Source organism: Burkholderia sp. IO2 (assembly GCF_029522185.1).
Classification (GTDB): domain Bacteria; phylum Pseudomonadota; class Gammaproteobacteria; order Burkholderiales; family Burkholderiaceae; genus Burkholderia; species Burkholderia cenocepacia.
On sequence record NZ_JAKWFH010000038.1, the window covers coordinates 1 to 15356 of the forward strand.

A 15356-nucleotide genomic window follows, 5' to 3' on the forward strand; every position below is an offset into this window, starting at 1 on the left:
TGTCCGATCACGCTCGCTTCACGATCGAATCCGGCGTGAAGGTCTTCTTCGCGGACCCGCACAGCCCATGGCAGCGTGGCACGAACGAAAACACGAACGGCCTTCTACGACAATACTTCCCAAAGGGTACCGACCTATCCCGGTGGAGCGCTCGAGAGATTCAAGCCGTTGCAAATACATTGAATACCAGGCCCCGGAAAGCGCTCGGCTGGAAGACGCCGGCCGAAGCTCTGGACGAGTACCTGAAATCTGTTCAACAATTTAGTGTTGCGACGACCGGTTGAATCCGCCCAATACGCCAGTCGAGCACATAGGAATCTGGCCGCCGAATTCGGCATGACAGTCTCGATGAGCCGGCGTGCCAACGCGTGGGACAACGCGCCGATGGAGAGCTTCTTTAAAACTCTGAACGTCGAGCGCATTTACCAAACGCGCTACGAAACCCGCGCTCAGGCTCGCCTGGACATCGTCGACTGGATCGAAGGCTATTACAATCGGCAGCGCATGCACACGTCGATCGACTACCTCACTCCCGTCGAATACGAAACCCGACGCGACGCTGCATGACATGCTGAACGTGAAAACGAGGCAGGGTCAATCCGGGTGGGCGTGAATTGTGCGGACAGTGTCTGCACAATCCGGTCTGCAGGCCACGTCAAGTAAAAAGCTCGCATCTGCGCGAGATTGCGCCATCCGAAACCACGACCGAATCACTCTGACAGCCCAGCGCCCAAACGGCGGATCACCGCGTCGCCATAAGCGGGCCGCCCCTTCCCGCCCTGCTCGAACTCAACGATTCGTCGCCCGATCTCCCAATATGTCGCCGTCATCAGGGCGTTCACCGTGCGAGCCGTCGCTTCGCGCGACGACGCAACTACATCGGCAATTTCACGGTGCAGTCCGGCATAAGCGGCCTGCCCGACATCGAGCTGCGTCACAGTGCGTTCACCGCGTCCTTAAACGCCTCGCGCCGTAGCCCAGTATCACCGACTCCGTCATTTCCCGCAGGATAGCTTCCGCTACTTCACCGTTGCCAATGGCATGAACAATGCCAGCGGGTCGCTAGTCAGCGGCGCGAAGCCGAAATGCCGGTAGAACGCCGCCGCCGTTTCGTCCTTTGCGTCGATCGTCAGAGCCACCGCAGCGATTTCGGACTTTGCGGCACGTTGCAGCGCGTTGACCAGCAGCGCTGCGCCGAGTCGCCTGCCGCGATATGCCTGATCGACGGCCAGGCGCCCCATGCGCACCACCGGGATCGCAGGATAACGGGGCAACTTGCGCGCGATGGCGTGCGGCAAATCCGTGAGCGCGACGCTGGCGGCAGACAGTGTGTAGTAACCCGCGACGACGTTGCCGTCGAGCATCACGAAACAGGCGGCCACCCTGCGGCGTACGTCCTGCGTAACCACCTCGCGCAGATATCGATCAAGCGCGGGCGTGCCGCATGCGAATCGAGATCGATCATGAGCCGCCTCAAGGGCGGCCACTACCAACTGCGCACCGCTCATGCGTTACGCAGCAGTTGGTCGTGAAGATCGATCGCGCGCTTGAGCGCGTCGACCGGCTCGGCGGGCGTCAGGATCGCGTGCGCGAACCGTTCCGATTCCGCAACCGACAGGCGGATCACTTCCGCGTCAGCAATCGCGCGTTGCGCCGCCTCCCGGGCGGCCGAGACGACGAAATCGGACATCGTGCGCCCCTGAATCTCGGCAGCGCGCCGGATCGCCGCGTGCACATCCGTTTCGATGCGGGCCTCAAATCGTGTGGTAGCCATGGTCACTCACCTCCTGACGCCATTGTACGGAAAATTGCCGGGGCGATCAAGGTGTACGGAAAATTGCCGAGTCACTAGTGCCAGTGTCGCGGCATTGATGGCTTCAGCGGTCATCGGACCGTTGCCGAACTGCTCAAGCAGCTCGGCCGGAATCGCCGGCAGAGCCGCCGGCTGGGCTTTCGGTTTGCGAGGCATACACTCTCCTTGAGAGCATGTTATGCCTTAAACACGAAATTCCTGACAGGCCCGACGATCCCGCCTCTCAACGAAGCGCCGGTACGCGCAGCACTGCAGCACTGGGTTTAACGTTGATTCCAATATTATTTGACTTCCCTCCGCCACTACCCCCGCCCTCTGCCTCCGTGCCGTTGCGGCTTGCCCCCCCTGACGTCGAGGTGCCGGACGACGTCGGGTTTCCCGTGATGGTGATAACGTCACCGTGTGCAGGCGTTCCGCTGATCGTCAACGTGATGGGGGAACTCTCGTTATCCATGGTGACTTGTGTATTTGGCTTGCCCGGGCTCGCGATCGCATCCAGCGGAAATGTCTTCTTCATTGCAAACGAGACGACGCCATTTTTGGATGAAGCGGTTACGTTGGCCGCCTTAAAATCGCTACTCGCAGTGACCGCGGATGCTACGCTGTCCGCGACCGCCGCCGCGGATTGCCCCCCCTGCGGCACCGTGTATTTCACACTGATCGACTGACGGCCTGACGTAGCGGTCTGCCCTGACTGCGAGGGTTGCAACGCAACCGATATGGTGCCTTCTGCCCACGCAAGCGAACATTCATTGTGGTATGAAAGGATCATGCTTCTCTCGGCGTAGACGTCGAGGTGGTCCCGCCCATTCTGGTCCAGCCCGTTCAGATACGCGATATATTTTTGGATGTCAGCCTGATAAGTCGACTGTATAGATTGAGCGACGTGCGAAATAGACAGGGTGTTCAAATAGTTGGCGCTGATGCCAGTCTTTGCAGCACCGAATACGGTGCTGCCAGCGGTAAGGGAATGAACGACGGTGAGCGGAGTAAACACGGTCGCCAAGGTAGATGAAATAGTCCCCAGCACATCGAATGCAAACCCCGATCCGGCCATCTGCGAGTACAGCGAATTGACGAAATCAGCACATTTCGATTGAGAATCCTGGACGAGCGAATTGACAGCCTGAAAGTTTGATAGCGACCGGCTCGGCGTCCCGCTTTTGTCCCCGGACTGAACACTCGAAGCTCCATCGGGGGTGGCGGGTTTTGGCTGCTTCTCCGCCAGCGCCTCGCTGGCCGTCATCAAAGGCTTCGCTGTCAGTTGAAAACTACGTGGCACGGTTGAGCAGCCGGCGGTCAGAACGAGGAGCAGCGATATTGCCAGGTAAGTGAGTTTCATGACTTCCCCCGTCATTTCGAGTTCTTGTAATCGAGTAGCGCCACCGCTTGGCGCAGCGAACACACGTCAAGCGGCAGGCTTCGGGGGACGCACTGGGTGCATAACCGACTCGGGGCACGACGGCAGTGGATGCAAGATCTCGGAGAATCCCGGCGAGTCAATGCTTGGCACCGTAGACAACGATGGAGCCGGCCGCGCGTCGGACAATCCGACGTCACTCGCACGTAGGCGCCACTTCCTATTCCAAGCACGCGCTTCCTTCTTAGTCAATCCCGATTCGGATATCGCATCGACGAAGAACGCGACGTCACGCCCCAGGCGATCGTCATTCACATTCGAGGTTGGAAACAACTGCGAGAAAGCTCGCCGCACGTTGGGTGGCGTGTGGGGTAGCCCCTTTGAGGAAAGAAGCTTGCGAATCTTCATAGCCGAGACACCAGAGTCGTCCGGCGGTGACGACTGCGTCGACCGGTCAAGGAAAAAACCGTAGTCAACCTCTGTCGGCGCGACACCCAGCGTCCGATACAGCTGGAAAAACGATCGCATTTTCGATGCGTCGCTAACGGGCGAAGCATAGTGCTGCTGATAGGCCATGCGCACAGCAGCGAACGAACCGAAACGCGCAAATCCGTTCGTCCACACCGCCCGTCGCTGATCATCCGCGAAAACGGAGCACAAAAACCTGCGTGCAGACTCACCGTTCAAGTGAACGAGCTTGCGCAATGCGCTGGCCTCACTGCCGAATGCCTGGTCAACAAGAGCGGGGGCGCTAGCATCGACACGCGCGACGATCCACTGCACTTCCCGGCCGCCTCCGGCCGTGGCGCCACGCGGCCCCCAGGTTACGAAGCTTGAACGATCGTTGCTGAAGCACGTTTTCTCTGGATGAGCAGACGACCAAAGTGGCTTGCTCTGACAGAAGTTCCATTCGAGATGATCGTAATCGGTCGCCTCGTAGGTGAGGACCAGCGACTGCGCCCGTTCATCGGCCGAAGGCGGAGGCACGTCGGGAAGCAACTGCTTCCACAGTTCCAGTGTCAACTCCCCCTTGAACGCCGGAGATCCGTCAGGGAGCTTCTTCTTCAATGGCGGGCACGCCGCGACGACCTTCACGACTCCCGCGGAGCCAGCACCGAACACGCCGTCTGCCTTAAGGCCTGGAGCGCCGCAACCATGCGCCACGCCGTCGAGGGCCGCTTGTGCACGAGCGACCTTTCCAAACTTCCCGTCGAAAATTGCTCGATCATGGACCGCGTAAAGCGTGACGTCCTCCTGCGCATGCGCGGCGACGACATAGCCTCCCCCACACGCGGCCGCCAGAACGGCCGTTGTTGCGAAGCGAATCATTGTTATCCCCCGCCGAACCGATCTATCGTGATTGTTTCTGCTTCGCACGCCTGCATCTCGTACGTAACACAAGCATAGACGGTACTCGAGAGAGGGCCAACCAGATTCTTACCCCGATCCGTTGATCAAAATGAACTTGTCACCGGTTGCGAAGGAAAATTGTCAGTACGCAAGTCGACGGCGACCAAAGGATACGAAACTACCGGAAATGCATGAGTTTGAACGTCGCGAATTGAAGTCGTCACTGGCCTTGGCCTTGGCCTTGCAACGCTCGATGTCGGCTCCCCCGCGGCGCCGTTGCAGCGCCGGCAACCCGTTCAAACGTTGTGCGAATTCGGAGTTTGGGCAGACTATCGTGCTGTCGTGATAAGGTTCCCTGTCCGCGCGACGCGAAAAGCCCCATCTATCCGATCCTGTGATCGATCTGGCGCGCGCGCCTTAATTCATTGTTACCCTCTCGGAGCGCGACACGCACCCGATCAAGGTATCGCCGCCCTCCCAAGATCTCTACTGCGAGATCGACAAGTGTCGACCATAGCTTGTCGTCGGCGACGACCGTGCCGAACTCAAGCGGAGGTAGATCGTGATTGATGAACCGGGTTACTACCCCTCGGCAGAGCCGCTCGCAGTTGTCCAAGTGACGCCAAGGCGCGGCCCATGGAAGGCGACGTTCGACCATCTGCAAAACCTGATCCGATATCCGCACGTAGCCGAGCCGTTTCTTGTAAGTCTGATTCGTGTCCAGCGACACATACTGCATGCCGAGCCCGTCGGGCTTCCCGCGATGGACGCTAAACCAGCCATCCTGCGCTGCGATGCGGCGCGACACATGGCGCGGCTTGAGAATCTTCGTTTCACCGATGTGCAGTGGATCCTGGCGTTCTTCGTCTGAAATCACGTCCGCCTCATCGCAGGCCAGCATCCAAACAGCTGCAGCAGGAGGCACGCGTCCCTCCGCGGGCTCGTCGGAGGGTTGCTTGATCGCAAACCACAGCGCTGCAAGCGCACTGCCAGACCAGTCGAGCAGTCGCGTCGGCATCGCGTGGTGCTGCGCGATCGCGAGCCAGTCGACTTCGGCGAGATCGAGAGTCGACTCCAGATAACGAATCGCTCGTTGCTTGAACTCCGCCAGCATACGCGCCTCGGTAGTCGGCGTCGTGCACGCGTGTCGTGCAATGCCGGGCTTGAGAAGCCAGTTCTCGCTTCTCTGTCCGCGAAACAAATGGATGTTGTAGCCGAGGTCAGGCGTTCCCGAAACCCATCTGTCTACGTACTGCAGGAAGGTCGCGATGTCACGCGCTTCGCCGAGATACTGAGCGGTCCGGTCTTTGATGTTGGTAGTCAGCATAGGTCCGGTAGGTCAGGCTGCGTCGACAAAAGGATAAATCGGCCTGTCATTACGACCCACCCAGATCATCGAGACGGGCACGTGCTGCCGCAATCGATTGGTGCAGCTTCGCCTCCAGCATCTCGCGTGGCGGGAGCACCGTGAGGTACTCGGCCACGTGGATGCCACTTTTGCCGAGTTCAAGCAATTCGATCTGTTCTTGTTTCTTCCCAGCACACAGGATGATACCGATCGGCGGCGCTTCATCTGGCTCTTGCTCATGCTTTGCCAGCCAGCGCAAGTACAGCTCCATCTGACTCTTATACTCAGCCTTGAAGGCGCCGAGCTTCAGTTCGATGGCAACAAGACGCTTGAGCTTGCGGTTGTAGAACAGCAGATCAAGATAGAAGTCGTCATCGTCGATAGGCAACCGCTTTTGGCGCGCGACGAACGTGAAGCCCGCGCCGAGCTCCAGTAGGAACTGTTCCATCTCGCGCAGGATCGCATCCTCGAGATCACGCTCCAGATAGTGATCATTAAGGCCGAGAAAGTCGAGGATGTACGGATCTTTCAGCACGAGGTCAGGCGTCATCTGCTGCGCGTCGCGGAGGTGTGCCACTTCGCGTCGAATCACTTCGTCGGGTTGCCGCGACAGCGCACTTCGCTCGAACAACATCGACTGCATCCGCTCCTGCAACTGCCGCGACGACCAGCGCTCCAGGCGACAGAGTTCAATATAGAAGTCGCGCTTGAGCGGGTCGTCGACGTATATCAACATCTTCAGATGGGTCCAGCTCAATTCTCTCCGCAGTGCGGAGAGAATTGGTTCATCCGGAAACACCTCGGCCGCGCGGATGCAGTGACGCAATTGCTGCTCGCTCCAACCCCGGCCGTACTCAGCTCGCAGTTGTCGTGCGAGCGCGGGGAGGATCTGTTGTCCGTAGCCCGCGCGCTCCCCGCCCAGTACATCATCTCGGATGCGACGACCAACCTGCCAATAAAGTAGGGTCAGTTCCGCATTGACGGCCGCGGCCGCCCGGGCGCGCGCCGAATCAATCATGCGGCGGATGTCGGTCAAGAGGGATGCGGGGACGAGTTCGGTCATCTTGTTGGGAATGGAGGAATCGGCGGGCCGGCGTGCGCCAGCAGTAGTCACGTTACCGGAATCTCAGCAACGGCGGAACCCTGCTGGGCGCTCCCAATTCTCTCCGCACCGCGGAGAGAATCCAGCCATCTTCCCGCAGAAGCCCTCGCCCCCTCACCGCGCTAACTGTGGGTGCGCGCAATTGAACTTCGGCGTCGCCAGAGAAGAAGCCACCCTCCAGTCGCCCGGCCCGGATCGAAGAACCTCCAGGCCCGCGTGTGACGCAATGCCCTATGAACCCACCCACCGGCACGTCGTCGCCCGGGCCAGAAATACAGGGGCGCCGAGACGGTGGCGGCAGCGTTTTTCGATCGCGGCGGCGGGGGCGCTCGATACCCTTCGGACAGGGTGCCGCGCCCGCGCGGGCGTCGCCTATGTCCCAAAGTAAAGGGTAACATAGCCCTTAATATGTTCCCCTTCATTTCGCTAGACGCCGTCTCTCGAATGCCTTCTTCTTAACGCGATTGCGCGGCACTAAACCTACGGCAAAATTGTTCAGTTAAGAACAGCGGCATCGCCGCCATTAAAGCCGCAATGTCCGGCTGAAATCGACTTTCATGTCGCCATGAAATGAATACTTGGTATGTCGGATGCCCCCCAGATCCAAATGCCCGATACGCTCGAGCATTCCGAAGCCGGGGTAATACGCGTCGACCCACCCTTGACCGGTAACGCGCGCTCCGTGATCGCGCGAACACACGAACCGACGGCGCCCGTTCGTGAACACGAAGCTTCCGCCGGCTAGAGAGACCGTCGGGCTGAAAATCAGGCACGTGCTGAGGGCCGCAACTCACCGTGCCTTCGAGCCGTGAAAATACGCATAATACGAATTCACTGTATCAGGAGGCTGTCATGTCCACCATCACCGCCATCGATCTGGCGCGCCACACCCGCCAGATTCTCGACCGAGTTGCCCGCTAGGTCGAACGCAACCAGACCGTGATCGCGCGCCTGATGCCCGCCGAACCCGCGATGAACGCCGCCCAGGCGCTCGCCGGTCTGCCGATGATCGTTGCCGAGGCCGCGGCCCGTTGGCTACACGACAGCCGCACCGGCTTCGAAGACGGAGTGCGTGACCCGTGGGCGTGATCATCGACAGCTGCGTGGGGTCGGGCTCGCCGGCGGAATGGTCGCGCCGTGCGCGGTGATCGATGCAGCCGGAGATACGCCGGTGTTTATCTCGACGATCTTGCTCGGCGAACTGGCGTTCGGCGCGCAGTCCTGCGCGAATGCGGCCTAGCGCGCGCCGCGCACCTGCGCCTCGAGCGCCGGCCTGCGCTGGACATCACGCGCCACACCGCGGCCGCGTTCGGCGTGCTGGCCGCCGCCGTCGAGCAAACCGGCCGCTCGCCGCGGCCCCACTGCAACGACCTGTGGATTGCCTCGCAAGCGATTGAGCACGGCTACGCACTGATGACGCTGAACGTGCCGGATTTTGCGGACCTGCCGGGACTGAGCGTGATAGTGCCGACGAGCGCCGGCACCAGCTGAATGGGATCACCAAACCAGCTATAGGCACCGACATCCGTTTCGACTAGACGTGCTTGCATAGCAAATCAAAACCGCACCCGCACCCCGGCTCCGACGCCATTTCCTGATGAGGCATGCGTAATCGTGTCATAGCGCCACGCCGCGTAGATGTCTGTGCGCTTCGACAGTGGATAGTCGTAGCCCAGCGCGAACGTCGACCACCGGATGTCGAAACCGGTGACAGGACGCCGACGGGTGCCCGCCCACGACAGCAGCATACTGCCCATACCGAATCGCGCGCTTGCTCCCACCTGCACGGTGTCGTCGGTCACGTTGCTATTGTTGCTCACCCGCTCGTACTGGAACATGAGCTTCGTCGCGTCGATCCGATAGGCACCGCCGACAAGCCATGCCGTTTGTGCCGTCGCACCGTTAAGAAAAAGCGAAGCTGTGTGCAAGCTTTGCACCGCAGCCGTTGCCGAAAACGAACCGGCGAAGTAAAGGACGTTGGCACTATAGTTCGCCTGTCCAGCATGGCCAGCCACACCCGCATTGCTATAGAGCAGGCTTCCAGAGAGCCCGCCGACCTCCGGTGTCTGATACAACACCGAACTGTCGATCGCCGTATCGCTTTGCACGGAAGCCGCCCCCATGGCGGAGCCCAGGTATCCGTGGGAGATCATCGGCGAGAACGCGAACGAGTTACCGAACGGATTGAAGAGTAACGTGGAGACGAACAGGGGTGCCGTATTGCGCCCGACCGTCACTTCCCCAAAGCCTCCGCTCAGTCCGACAAAGGCATTGCGACCGAAGAATGACTGACCATTGAATGAACCGAGCTGACCAGCGTTGACACGGAAAAAACTCTCCAGCGTGAATATCGCCTTCATGCCGTGACCAAGATCCTCCGATCCAGACACGCCCCAATATGACGTCGTCATCCCGCCTGAGCCAACCTGCCAGGCACTGCCAGCGGCGCCTGGCGCATGCGTTTCGCCAACAAAGGCGTCGATCAAACCGTAAAGCGATACCGAAGACTGGGCGTGGACGACGCCCGGGATGCCCCACATCCCAACCGAAACAGCGCAAGCGCGCGCCAAGCCCCAAACTATCTTCCGCATAGGTTCTCCTCCTCGTTGTTCGAATCGATCGCGCGCAACCGGGGCGACGCGTCTACGCGGACACGACGCGCGCGAGCGGCCGACCGTGCTCGGCCAATGCGACGGCCACCACGAGTTCATCCGGCGCAGGAGAATCCGGCACAATCAGCGACGCGGTATCGAAGTGATCGAAGTTCCACATGTCAACCGCGCCATGCAACGGAATGTCCAGACACGCACCTGCGGCGCCGCGCTTCGTGACTGACGGAATGAGCGAGGTGGTCCCCGGTAGACAGGCGCGTATCGCCTTGCCCATTCGTGGATGTAACAGCGCGGCCGCACACTCGAGCGGCACCGCCGTGCCCACCAAGGCGGCCTTGCCGTACACTTGAATGGCCCCGCGTTGCACGCCCAGTGCACATCGGGCGTGCTCGGTCAGCGACGTCCCCAGCTCCGCACCGAGCTCGTACAGAGGCTCAAGAGGATCATCTATTCGCCAGTTCTGCCGTGACAGGACCGCAGCTGCAATGGCCTGGCGGTGCGCTGGATAGATTGCGGTGCCCAGCTCGGCACGCCGCTCAACCAGATGCACCACGATCTTTGCGATTTGAACGCTCACGAGGTTACCTCCGTGGCTACCGCCGCGTGCTCACCCTGAAACAGGGGCGCCGCGGGAAACGCGCCGCGCGCCGACTCGTAGGCGCGTGCGGCGCGCAGCACGAGTGCATCCGCGTGCAGGCGCCCAACGATCTGCACCCCCGTGGGCAAACCACCGGGCAGGCCGCACGGTACGCTCGCGGCAGGCAGCCCGGTCTGGTTGCACCACGATGTCTGCTGAGGTGCCGTGAGCAGTGTCTTCGGCAACCCGGGCACCGGCAATGGGCCGCAATGAAACACCGGTGTCACGAGCAAGTCGTAGCCCTCGAAGAACGCGGCCATCTCGACACCCAGCAGATGACGTGCACGCAACGCACCGGCAAGTTCTGGCGCGGTGACTTGCAGACCGGACTGCACAAGAACCTGTACGTCCGAGTCGAGCTGTGCACGTTGCGCCTCGCTCATCGCGCATGCACGTTGCGCAAAGAACACCGACCACTGAATCGCGTGCATGCGACTGTCCAGATAATTGGCCAGCGGCTTCACATCGACTTGCTCGACGTGCGCACCCAAGGCCTTGAGCACGTCCGCGGCCTGCGCGACACTTGCAGCGACCATGGGGTCGACCGTCACGCCCGCAATGCCAGGGCAATACGCCACGCGCAGCCCGGCGACGCCATCCTCCAGTCCAATGCGATAGTCCACCGGGCGAACTGACTCTGACCGCAAAGGCTCGTGCACTCCCGATGCAACGCTAAGCATCAACGCGGCGTCACGCACATTGCGCGCAATTGGCCCGAGCGTGGACAGTCGCGTCCAGGAGCCGGCTACGCCGGTCGGCACGAGATCGAACGTGGGCTTAAAGCCTACGACGCCGCTCCAGCACGCCGGCACACGAATCGACCCGCCGCCGTCGGTGGCCAGCGACAAAGGACCCATGCCAAGTGCGACCGCAACTGACGAGCCGCCGCTGCTGCCACCCGGCGTCACGCGCCGATCCCAAGGATTGCGGGTAATGCCGGTGAGCGGGGAGTCCGTCACAATCTTGTTGCCGTATTCCGATGTCGTCGTTTTTCCGAACAACAATGCCCCGGCACGGCGCAAGCGCGAAACCGCAGGCGCATCGCTACGTTGCAGTGTGTCCGGGCTCGTCAATGAGCCATACCGCGTCGGAAATCCTTGTACATCGATGAGATCCTTGACCGATACCGGCACGCCATCGAGTAGCCCGAGCGGCTCGCCGCGCATCCAGCGCTGCTCCGATTCGCGCGCTGCCTGCAGCGCCATATCTGCATGGAAGCTGCACATGCAATTCACGAGCGGATCAAACCGCTGGATGCGCTCCAGCACTGCCTCCATACACTCACGTGGCGACAGTGCATGACGTCGATACTCGACAAGCAACGTCTCTGCACTCATCATGGATATATCATTCATATCGCACTCCTTAGTGATATAGACAAAGTAATGACGGGATGTCGTGGCCGCTTTATCCCTGACAGGTCGGTAAAATCGGTCCGACCGAATCCAAAAGCGCAAAGCCGTTATCCGCCTGCGCCTGAGCGATGCGCGTCATGCATGTGACGTGATCGCCCACTCGGCTCACGCCCGTCTTACCGCGCGGCAAATTCAGCGAAATGCCCGACAATGCCGCCTTGACATGCATGACTTCGACGCTGCCAGCGTCTTGCGCGGCCTGCGCAAAGAGTCGAATACCTGCGTACGTGCATTCCCCGTGAGGCAGCATCACCGCATAGGGGCCTAACCGCGGCGCACGGGTGTTGGCCACGCGCGCGGTGTAGCGCGCAAGAAAGCGATGATTTTCAGCGCTATCGATGCTCATAAAGTACGATGACACACCGATGGCGCCCGTTGATGCGCCCGCAGTTGCAATCGATAGCGATTCGTGCGCGATGTCCGTGACCAACTGCGGCCTCATCGCAAACGACCGATACTGTTTGACAAACGTGACCGGATCATCGCCGATGCTGTGCCATACCAGTTGCGGCTGCTGTGCTGCAATTCGTTGAAGCACGGCACCATAATCGCGCGTGCCGAACGGCAACCAGTACACGTTCAACAAGCGGCCACCGTGGCGAGATACGGCCGCCTCCAGCGCGGGCACCAGCACCTTGCGGTTGCTGCCGACGTCCGAGACGACCGCGCTGACACTCTTTCCACCACCACGCATGAGCCACGTAATGAGCGGTTCGACCCGCTGAGCAACACTCAGACCGGTACTTAACAACAGCGGATCACAGCGACCCTCGTCGAAATTCGGATAGACGACAAGACGCGCGGCCGTCTTAGCGGCCTGCAGCGCCGCCTCGCGCTCGGACGGCAGCACCATGCCTGTGAGCATCGCCACTTCGTCACGCATCAATAGCTGCCTGGCTTTCTCGAGCGTCACTGCCGTCGACATCTGCGTATCTTCGACGGCCAGCTCGAGCGGCCGCCCAAGCAGTCCGCCAGCAGCGTTGATTTCTTCAATGGCGAGCATCGCACAGTGCCGATTGGTTTCCCCGACCCGGGTAAGTGGGCCGCTCAACGGCGCAAGCAATCCGATCTTGATCGGCGCCGCTGCTCGGACAAGGTTCGGACAAACGGCGGCGCTGAACGCCCCAAGCGCGCCCCACAGGGCAGATCGCGAAAAGTCACGTCGATTCATGTAGGTTCTCTTTCAATGAACGCCGCTTGCGAATCAGCCGTTCGTTCAGCAGCAGGTGACAAGAATTGGGCCAACGGGTGCGCGCTGTCCGTGCCGCGGTGCGGTTCGATCTTTCCCGCATGGGCGAGCCGCCCGTTCTTGAGCACAATGCATCGCTGCGCGCAGCGCAACACGAGGTCAAGATTCTGTTCGACAAGCAGCACCGCCAGCTTCGAACGACGGCACAGCACCGGGATTACATCGCCGATCAGCTCGACAAGATTGGGTTGCACGCCGTCAGAAGGCTCGTCCAGCAACAACAGTTTCGGTCGACCACACAACGCACGCGCGATAGCCAGTACCTGTTGCTCGCCGCCCGACAACGTCCCGCCATGTTGCGAGAGCCGCGTTTTCAATATCGGGAAGTACTCGAACACCTCATCCAGAATCTCGGCGTCGCCGGCCGCCGCGGTTCCCATCATCAGATTCTCGCGTACCGTGAGCTTCGGAAAAATCCATCGCCCCTGCGGCACCAGCCCGATGCCCAGCCGAGCGATTTCATGCGCGCGCATGCCGTTGATGACGTGCTCGCCAAAGCGAACCGCTCCGCTCACGTGCGGCAAAAATCCCATAATCGCCTTCACAAGCGTCGTTTTTCCCGCTCCATTGCATCCGAGCACCCCGACCACTTCGTTGGGCTGAACGGCAAGCGTGATCTGGTGCAACACAGCAATGTCGCCGTATCCGGCCGACAGATTTTCAATGTGCAGCATGACTTGCCCCCTGCCCCAGATAAATGCGTCGGACTTCCTCGTCCTTCGCAATGTCGTCGTAGCGCCCTTGGCGAACGATTTGGCCGCGGTGCATAACCCACGTCTCGCAATTAAGCGACTGCACGAAACGCAGGTCATGTTCGATGGCAAGTACCGCACACTGCTCACGCAGGCGGTGGATGAGATGCACAAGCCGCTGAGCATCAGTGGCGGATAAACCCGCAGCAGGCTCGTCGAGCAGCAACAATGCGGGGCGACACATCATCGCCATGCCGATTTCCAACCACTGGCGCTCGCCGTGTGGCAGATGCATCGCCAACATGTCGGCTTGCGCGGCAAGTCCGATTTGCTCGAGAACGCCATCGAGGTGCCGCATCGAAAACGCCTGTCGATTCGACACACCGAGCGCAGCCACTTCGAGGTTCTCGCGTACGCTCATCATCTGGAAGACATTTGTTCCCTGGAATTTCCGTACGACGCCGCGCCGGCAGTATTGATACATCGGTCGGCCGGTCATTCGCTCACCTGCGAGGTACAGCTCGCCAGCCCCAGGCACAATCGCGCCCGACATCAGCCCGACCAGCGTGCTTTTTCCAGCGCCGTTCGGGCCGATGACGCAAAGCAGGTCTCGCGCGCCAATTTCTACGTCAACGCCCGCAATCGCGTTAATGCCGCCAAATGCACGGTACAGTCCGACACCTTTGATGATCGGCGCGTTCATCACGACCCTCCTTCGACGCGCCGCGCACCAGAGCGCGGCATGCGCTTGAGCGATATTCCAGTGAATTGACGCAGTCCCTTGAGCATGTCCCCCAGACGCACACCGTTCGGCAGGCAAAGCACGCACGCAAGAAAAACTGCGCCGAGAATAAGCGGCCACCACTGTGTGCTCAGACTGGACGCACCATGCTTGAGTAGCGTCAGGCCGACAGCGGCGAGCACGGGACCGCCCAGCGAGCCACGTCCGCCTATGGCAACCCAGAGGATGACTTCGGTGGCCAATACCGGTGAAAACACATCGGGCGCAACAACGCCGGCGGTTGCTGCCATCAAGCAACCCGCCACCGCGGCCAACACCGCCGAGGCCATGAACATCAACAGGAGATGCCAGGACGTGTGATATCCACACGCCAGCGCGCGCCATTCGTTCGTCGAGATCGCCGCGAGCACCTTCCCGTATCGGCTGCGACAAAGCAGCCACACCACGCCAAGCAGCGCAACGAGGATTATTGCGACGGCATACCAGGACGCGACCGGGCCGCTCAAATCGAGTGTGTGCCCCGCAAGCTGGAAGGACAGCCCCGGAATACCGAGCAAGCCCGTGTCACCGCCTGTTACCGACTGCCAGCTCGTTGCAAGCTGCTGCGCGATAATCAACACCGCCATACTGAGAATGGCAAAGAAATGCAGCCTCACCCCTGCATACAGCAAGAAGTAACCGAGAACGGCCGCTGCGACCGCAGCACAGGCAAGGCCAGCGAGAAATCCGACTAACGGCGTCTGCCCAAACTGGACCGTAGTCACGGCGAAGCCGTATGCTCCAATGCCGAAGAAGGTCGTGTGACCCAGCGTCAGTACACCGGCACGCCCCCACAGCAGGTCATAACTGAGCGCCAATATCGCCAGAACGAGTGCATCGCGTATCACGGTGAGTTGATACGCCCCAACGACAAACGGCAGAATTGCGCCGGCCACAACGATCGCAAAACCGGTCATAACCGGAGACAGATCGCTGCCGCTCAAGGCGGGCTGTGACAACCAAGTCCGCGCACGAGAAAAATAACGGTCGAACATTG

The 15356-nt window shown here is 60.6% G+C and carries 17 protein-coding genes and 2 pseudogenes; 4 read left to right on the plus strand and 15 right to left on the minus strand.

The window, feature by feature from the left end:
- Together MMB92_RS23040 and MMB92_RS23045 are read left to right on the plus strand one after the other, a co-directional pair.
- Positions 1 to 284, plus strand: a 284-nt coding sequence (locus MMB92_RS23040; RefSeq protein WP_277562941.1) for an IS30 family transposase, incomplete at its 5' end; no start/stop codon positions are given.
- Positions 285 to 288: 4 nt separating this feature from the next.
- Positions 289 to 567, plus strand: a pseudogene (locus MMB92_RS23045) (IS3 family transposase); the annotation flags it as partial.
- Positions 568 to 572: 5 nt separating this feature from the next.
- Here MMB92_RS23045 and MMB92_RS23050 read toward each other — a convergent pair.
- The 8 genes and pseudogenes from MMB92_RS23050 to MMB92_RS23085 all read right to left on the minus strand — a co-directional run.
- Positions 573 to 938 (minus strand): annotated as a pseudogene (locus tag MMB92_RS23050) (DUF1016 N-terminal domain-containing protein); the annotation flags it as partial.
- A gap of 81 nt (positions 939 to 1019) precedes the next feature.
- Positions 1020 to 1508, minus strand: coding sequence for a GNAT family N-acetyltransferase (locus tag MMB92_RS23055; RefSeq protein WP_080323869.1), 489 nt, complete (start codon positions 1506 to 1508; stop codon positions 1020 to 1022).
- Positions 1505 to 1774: a DUF1778 domain-containing protein gene (locus MMB92_RS23060; RefSeq protein WP_011548486.1), complete on the minus strand. Its 270-nt coding sequence runs from the start codon at positions 1772 to 1774 to the stop codon at positions 1505 to 1507. Before MMB92_RS23060 ends, MMB92_RS23055 begins: the two co-directional genes overlap by 4 nt.
- Positions 1775 to 1780: 6 nt before the next feature.
- Positions 1781 to 1969 carry a hypothetical protein gene (locus MMB92_RS23065; RefSeq protein WP_077177723.1) on the minus strand — a complete coding sequence of 63 codons (189 nt, stop codon included), beginning with the start codon at positions 1967 to 1969 and terminating at the stop codon, positions 1781 to 1783.
- A 67-nt stretch (positions 1970 to 2036) separates the two neighbouring features.
- Positions 2037 to 3155 (minus strand): hypothetical protein, encoded by a 1119-nt coding sequence (locus MMB92_RS23070; protein ID WP_143262331.1) that lies wholly within the window; start codon positions 3153 to 3155, stop codon positions 2037 to 2039.
- Positions 3156 to 3221: 66 nt separating this feature from the next.
- On the minus strand, positions 3222 to 4502 hold the full coding sequence (locus MMB92_RS23075; protein ID WP_077216372.1) for a hypothetical protein: 1281 nt from the start codon (positions 4500 to 4502) through the stop codon (positions 3222 to 3224).
- A 403-nt stretch (positions 4503 to 4905) separates the two neighbouring features.
- Positions 4906 to 5850, minus strand: a complete 945-nt coding sequence (locus tag MMB92_RS23080; RefSeq protein ID WP_277562942.1) for an FRG domain-containing protein — start codon at positions 5848 to 5850, stop codon at positions 4906 to 4908.
- Between the two features lie 49 nt (positions 5851 to 5899).
- A complete protein-coding gene (locus tag MMB92_RS23085) occupies positions 5900 to 6934 on the minus strand; it encodes a PDDEXK nuclease domain-containing protein (RefSeq protein WP_077177719.1) in 1035 nt (344 codons plus the stop codon).
- Positions 6935 to 7912: 978 nt separating this feature from the next.
- On the opposite strand from MMB92_RS23085, the gene MMB92_RS23090 reads away from it, so the two are divergent.
- Positions 7913 to 8062 (plus strand): hypothetical protein, encoded by a 150-nt coding sequence (locus tag MMB92_RS23090; protein ID WP_256870199.1) that lies wholly within the window; start codon positions 7913 to 7915, stop codon positions 8060 to 8062.
- Between the two features lie 48 nt (positions 8063 to 8110).
- Positions 8111 to 8464 (plus strand): hypothetical protein, encoded by a 354-nt coding sequence (locus MMB92_RS23095; protein WP_226244962.1) that lies wholly within the window; start codon positions 8111 to 8113, stop codon positions 8462 to 8464.
- A 65-nt stretch (positions 8465 to 8529) separates the two neighbouring features.
- Here the strand turns inward: MMB92_RS23095 and MMB92_RS23100 are convergent, their stop codons facing one another.
- The 7 genes from MMB92_RS23100 to MMB92_RS23130 are packed head-to-tail and all read right to left on the minus strand — an operon-like array spanning position 8530 to position 15354.
- Entirely contained in the window at positions 8530 to 9564 is a 1035-nt protein-coding gene (locus MMB92_RS23100) for a porin (protein ID WP_077178132.1), read from the minus strand.
- Between the two features lie 52 nt (positions 9565 to 9616).
- Complete coding sequence (locus MMB92_RS23105) at positions 9617 to 10162, minus strand: amino acid synthesis family protein (protein WP_054928402.1); 546 nt, start codon at positions 10160 to 10162, stop codon at positions 9617 to 9619.
- The gene (locus MMB92_RS23110; RefSeq protein WP_277562943.1) at positions 10159 to 11577 is read right to left on the minus strand and encodes an amidase family protein; all 1419 of its coding nucleotides are present in this window, start codon (positions 11575 to 11577) and stop codon (positions 10159 to 10161) included. The genes MMB92_RS23105 and MMB92_RS23110 overlap by 4 nt, the downstream gene beginning before the upstream one ends.
- 52 nt (positions 11578 to 11629) lie before the next feature.
- Entirely contained in the window at positions 11630 to 12808 is a 1179-nt protein-coding gene (locus tag MMB92_RS23115) for an ABC transporter substrate-binding protein (protein WP_054928404.1), read from the minus strand.
- Positions 12805 to 13560, minus strand: a complete 756-nt coding sequence (locus MMB92_RS23120) for an ABC transporter ATP-binding protein (protein WP_062910129.1) — start codon at positions 13558 to 13560, stop codon at positions 12805 to 12807. The genes MMB92_RS23115 and MMB92_RS23120 overlap by 4 nt, the downstream gene beginning before the upstream one ends.
- Complete coding sequence (locus MMB92_RS23125) at positions 13547 to 14281, minus strand: ATP-binding cassette domain-containing protein (RefSeq protein ID WP_058902605.1); 735 nt, start codon at positions 14279 to 14281, stop codon at positions 13547 to 13549. The genes MMB92_RS23120 and MMB92_RS23125 overlap by 14 nt, the downstream gene beginning before the upstream one ends.
- Positions 14281 to 15354 (minus strand): branched-chain amino acid ABC transporter permease, encoded by a 1074-nt coding sequence (locus MMB92_RS23130; RefSeq protein WP_059781612.1) that lies wholly within the window; start codon positions 15352 to 15354, stop codon positions 14281 to 14283. Before MMB92_RS23130 ends, MMB92_RS23125 begins: the two co-directional genes overlap by 1 nt.
- Positions 15355 to 15356 lie beyond the last annotated feature (2 nt).

What these genes read in the sequence shown, in the direction of transcription:
- MMB92_RS23060 (WP_011548486.1), bottom strand. Translation starts at nt 1,774, where the DNA reads ATGGCTACCACACGATTTGAGGCCCGCATCGAAACGGATGTGCACGCG.
- MMB92_RS23100 (WP_077178132.1), bottom strand. Translation starts at nt 9,564, where the DNA reads ATGCGGAAGATAGTTTGGGGCTTGGCGCGCGCTTGCGCTGTTTCGGTT.
- MMB92_RS23065 (WP_077177723.1), bottom strand. Translation starts at nt 1,969, where the DNA reads ATGCCTCGCAAACCGAAAGCCCAGCCGGCGGCTCTGCCGGCGATTCCG.
- MMB92_RS23120 (WP_062910129.1), bottom strand. Translation starts at nt 13,560, where the DNA reads ATGCTGCACATTGAAAATCTGTCGGCCGGATACGGCGACATTGCTGTG.
- MMB92_RS23110 (WP_277562943.1), bottom strand. Translation starts at nt 11,577, where the DNA reads ATGAATGATATATCCATGATGAGTGCAGAGACGTTGCTTGTCGAGTAT.
- MMB92_RS23070 (WP_143262331.1), bottom strand. Translation starts at nt 3,155, where the DNA reads ATGAAACTCACTTACCTGGCAATATCGCTGCTCCTCGTTCTGACCGCC.
- MMB92_RS23085 (WP_077177719.1), bottom strand. Translation starts at nt 6,934, where the DNA reads ATGACCGAACTCGTCCCCGCATCCCTCTTGACCGACATCCGCCGCATG.
- MMB92_RS23075 (WP_077216372.1), bottom strand. Translation starts at nt 4,502, where the DNA reads ATGATTCGCTTCGCAACAACGGCCGTTCTGGCGGCCGCGTGTGGGGGA.
- MMB92_RS23055 (WP_080323869.1), bottom strand. Translation starts at nt 1,508, where the DNA reads ATGAGCGGTGCGCAGTTGGTAGTGGCCGCCCTTGAGGCGGCTCATGAT.
- MMB92_RS23125 (WP_058902605.1), bottom strand. Translation starts at nt 14,281, where the DNA reads ATGAACGCGCCGATCATCAAAGGTGTCGGACTGTACCGTGCATTTGGC.
- MMB92_RS23130 (WP_059781612.1), bottom strand. Translation starts at nt 15,354, where the DNA reads ATGTTCGACCGTTATTTTTCTCGTGCGCGGACTTGGTTGTCACAGCCC.
- MMB92_RS23080 (WP_277562942.1), bottom strand. Translation starts at nt 5,850, where the DNA reads ATGCTGACTACCAACATCAAAGACCGGACCGCTCAGTATCTCGGCGAA.
- MMB92_RS23115 (WP_054928404.1), bottom strand. Translation starts at nt 12,808, where the DNA reads ATGAATCGACGTGACTTTTCGCGATCTGCCCTGTGGGGCGCGCTTGGG.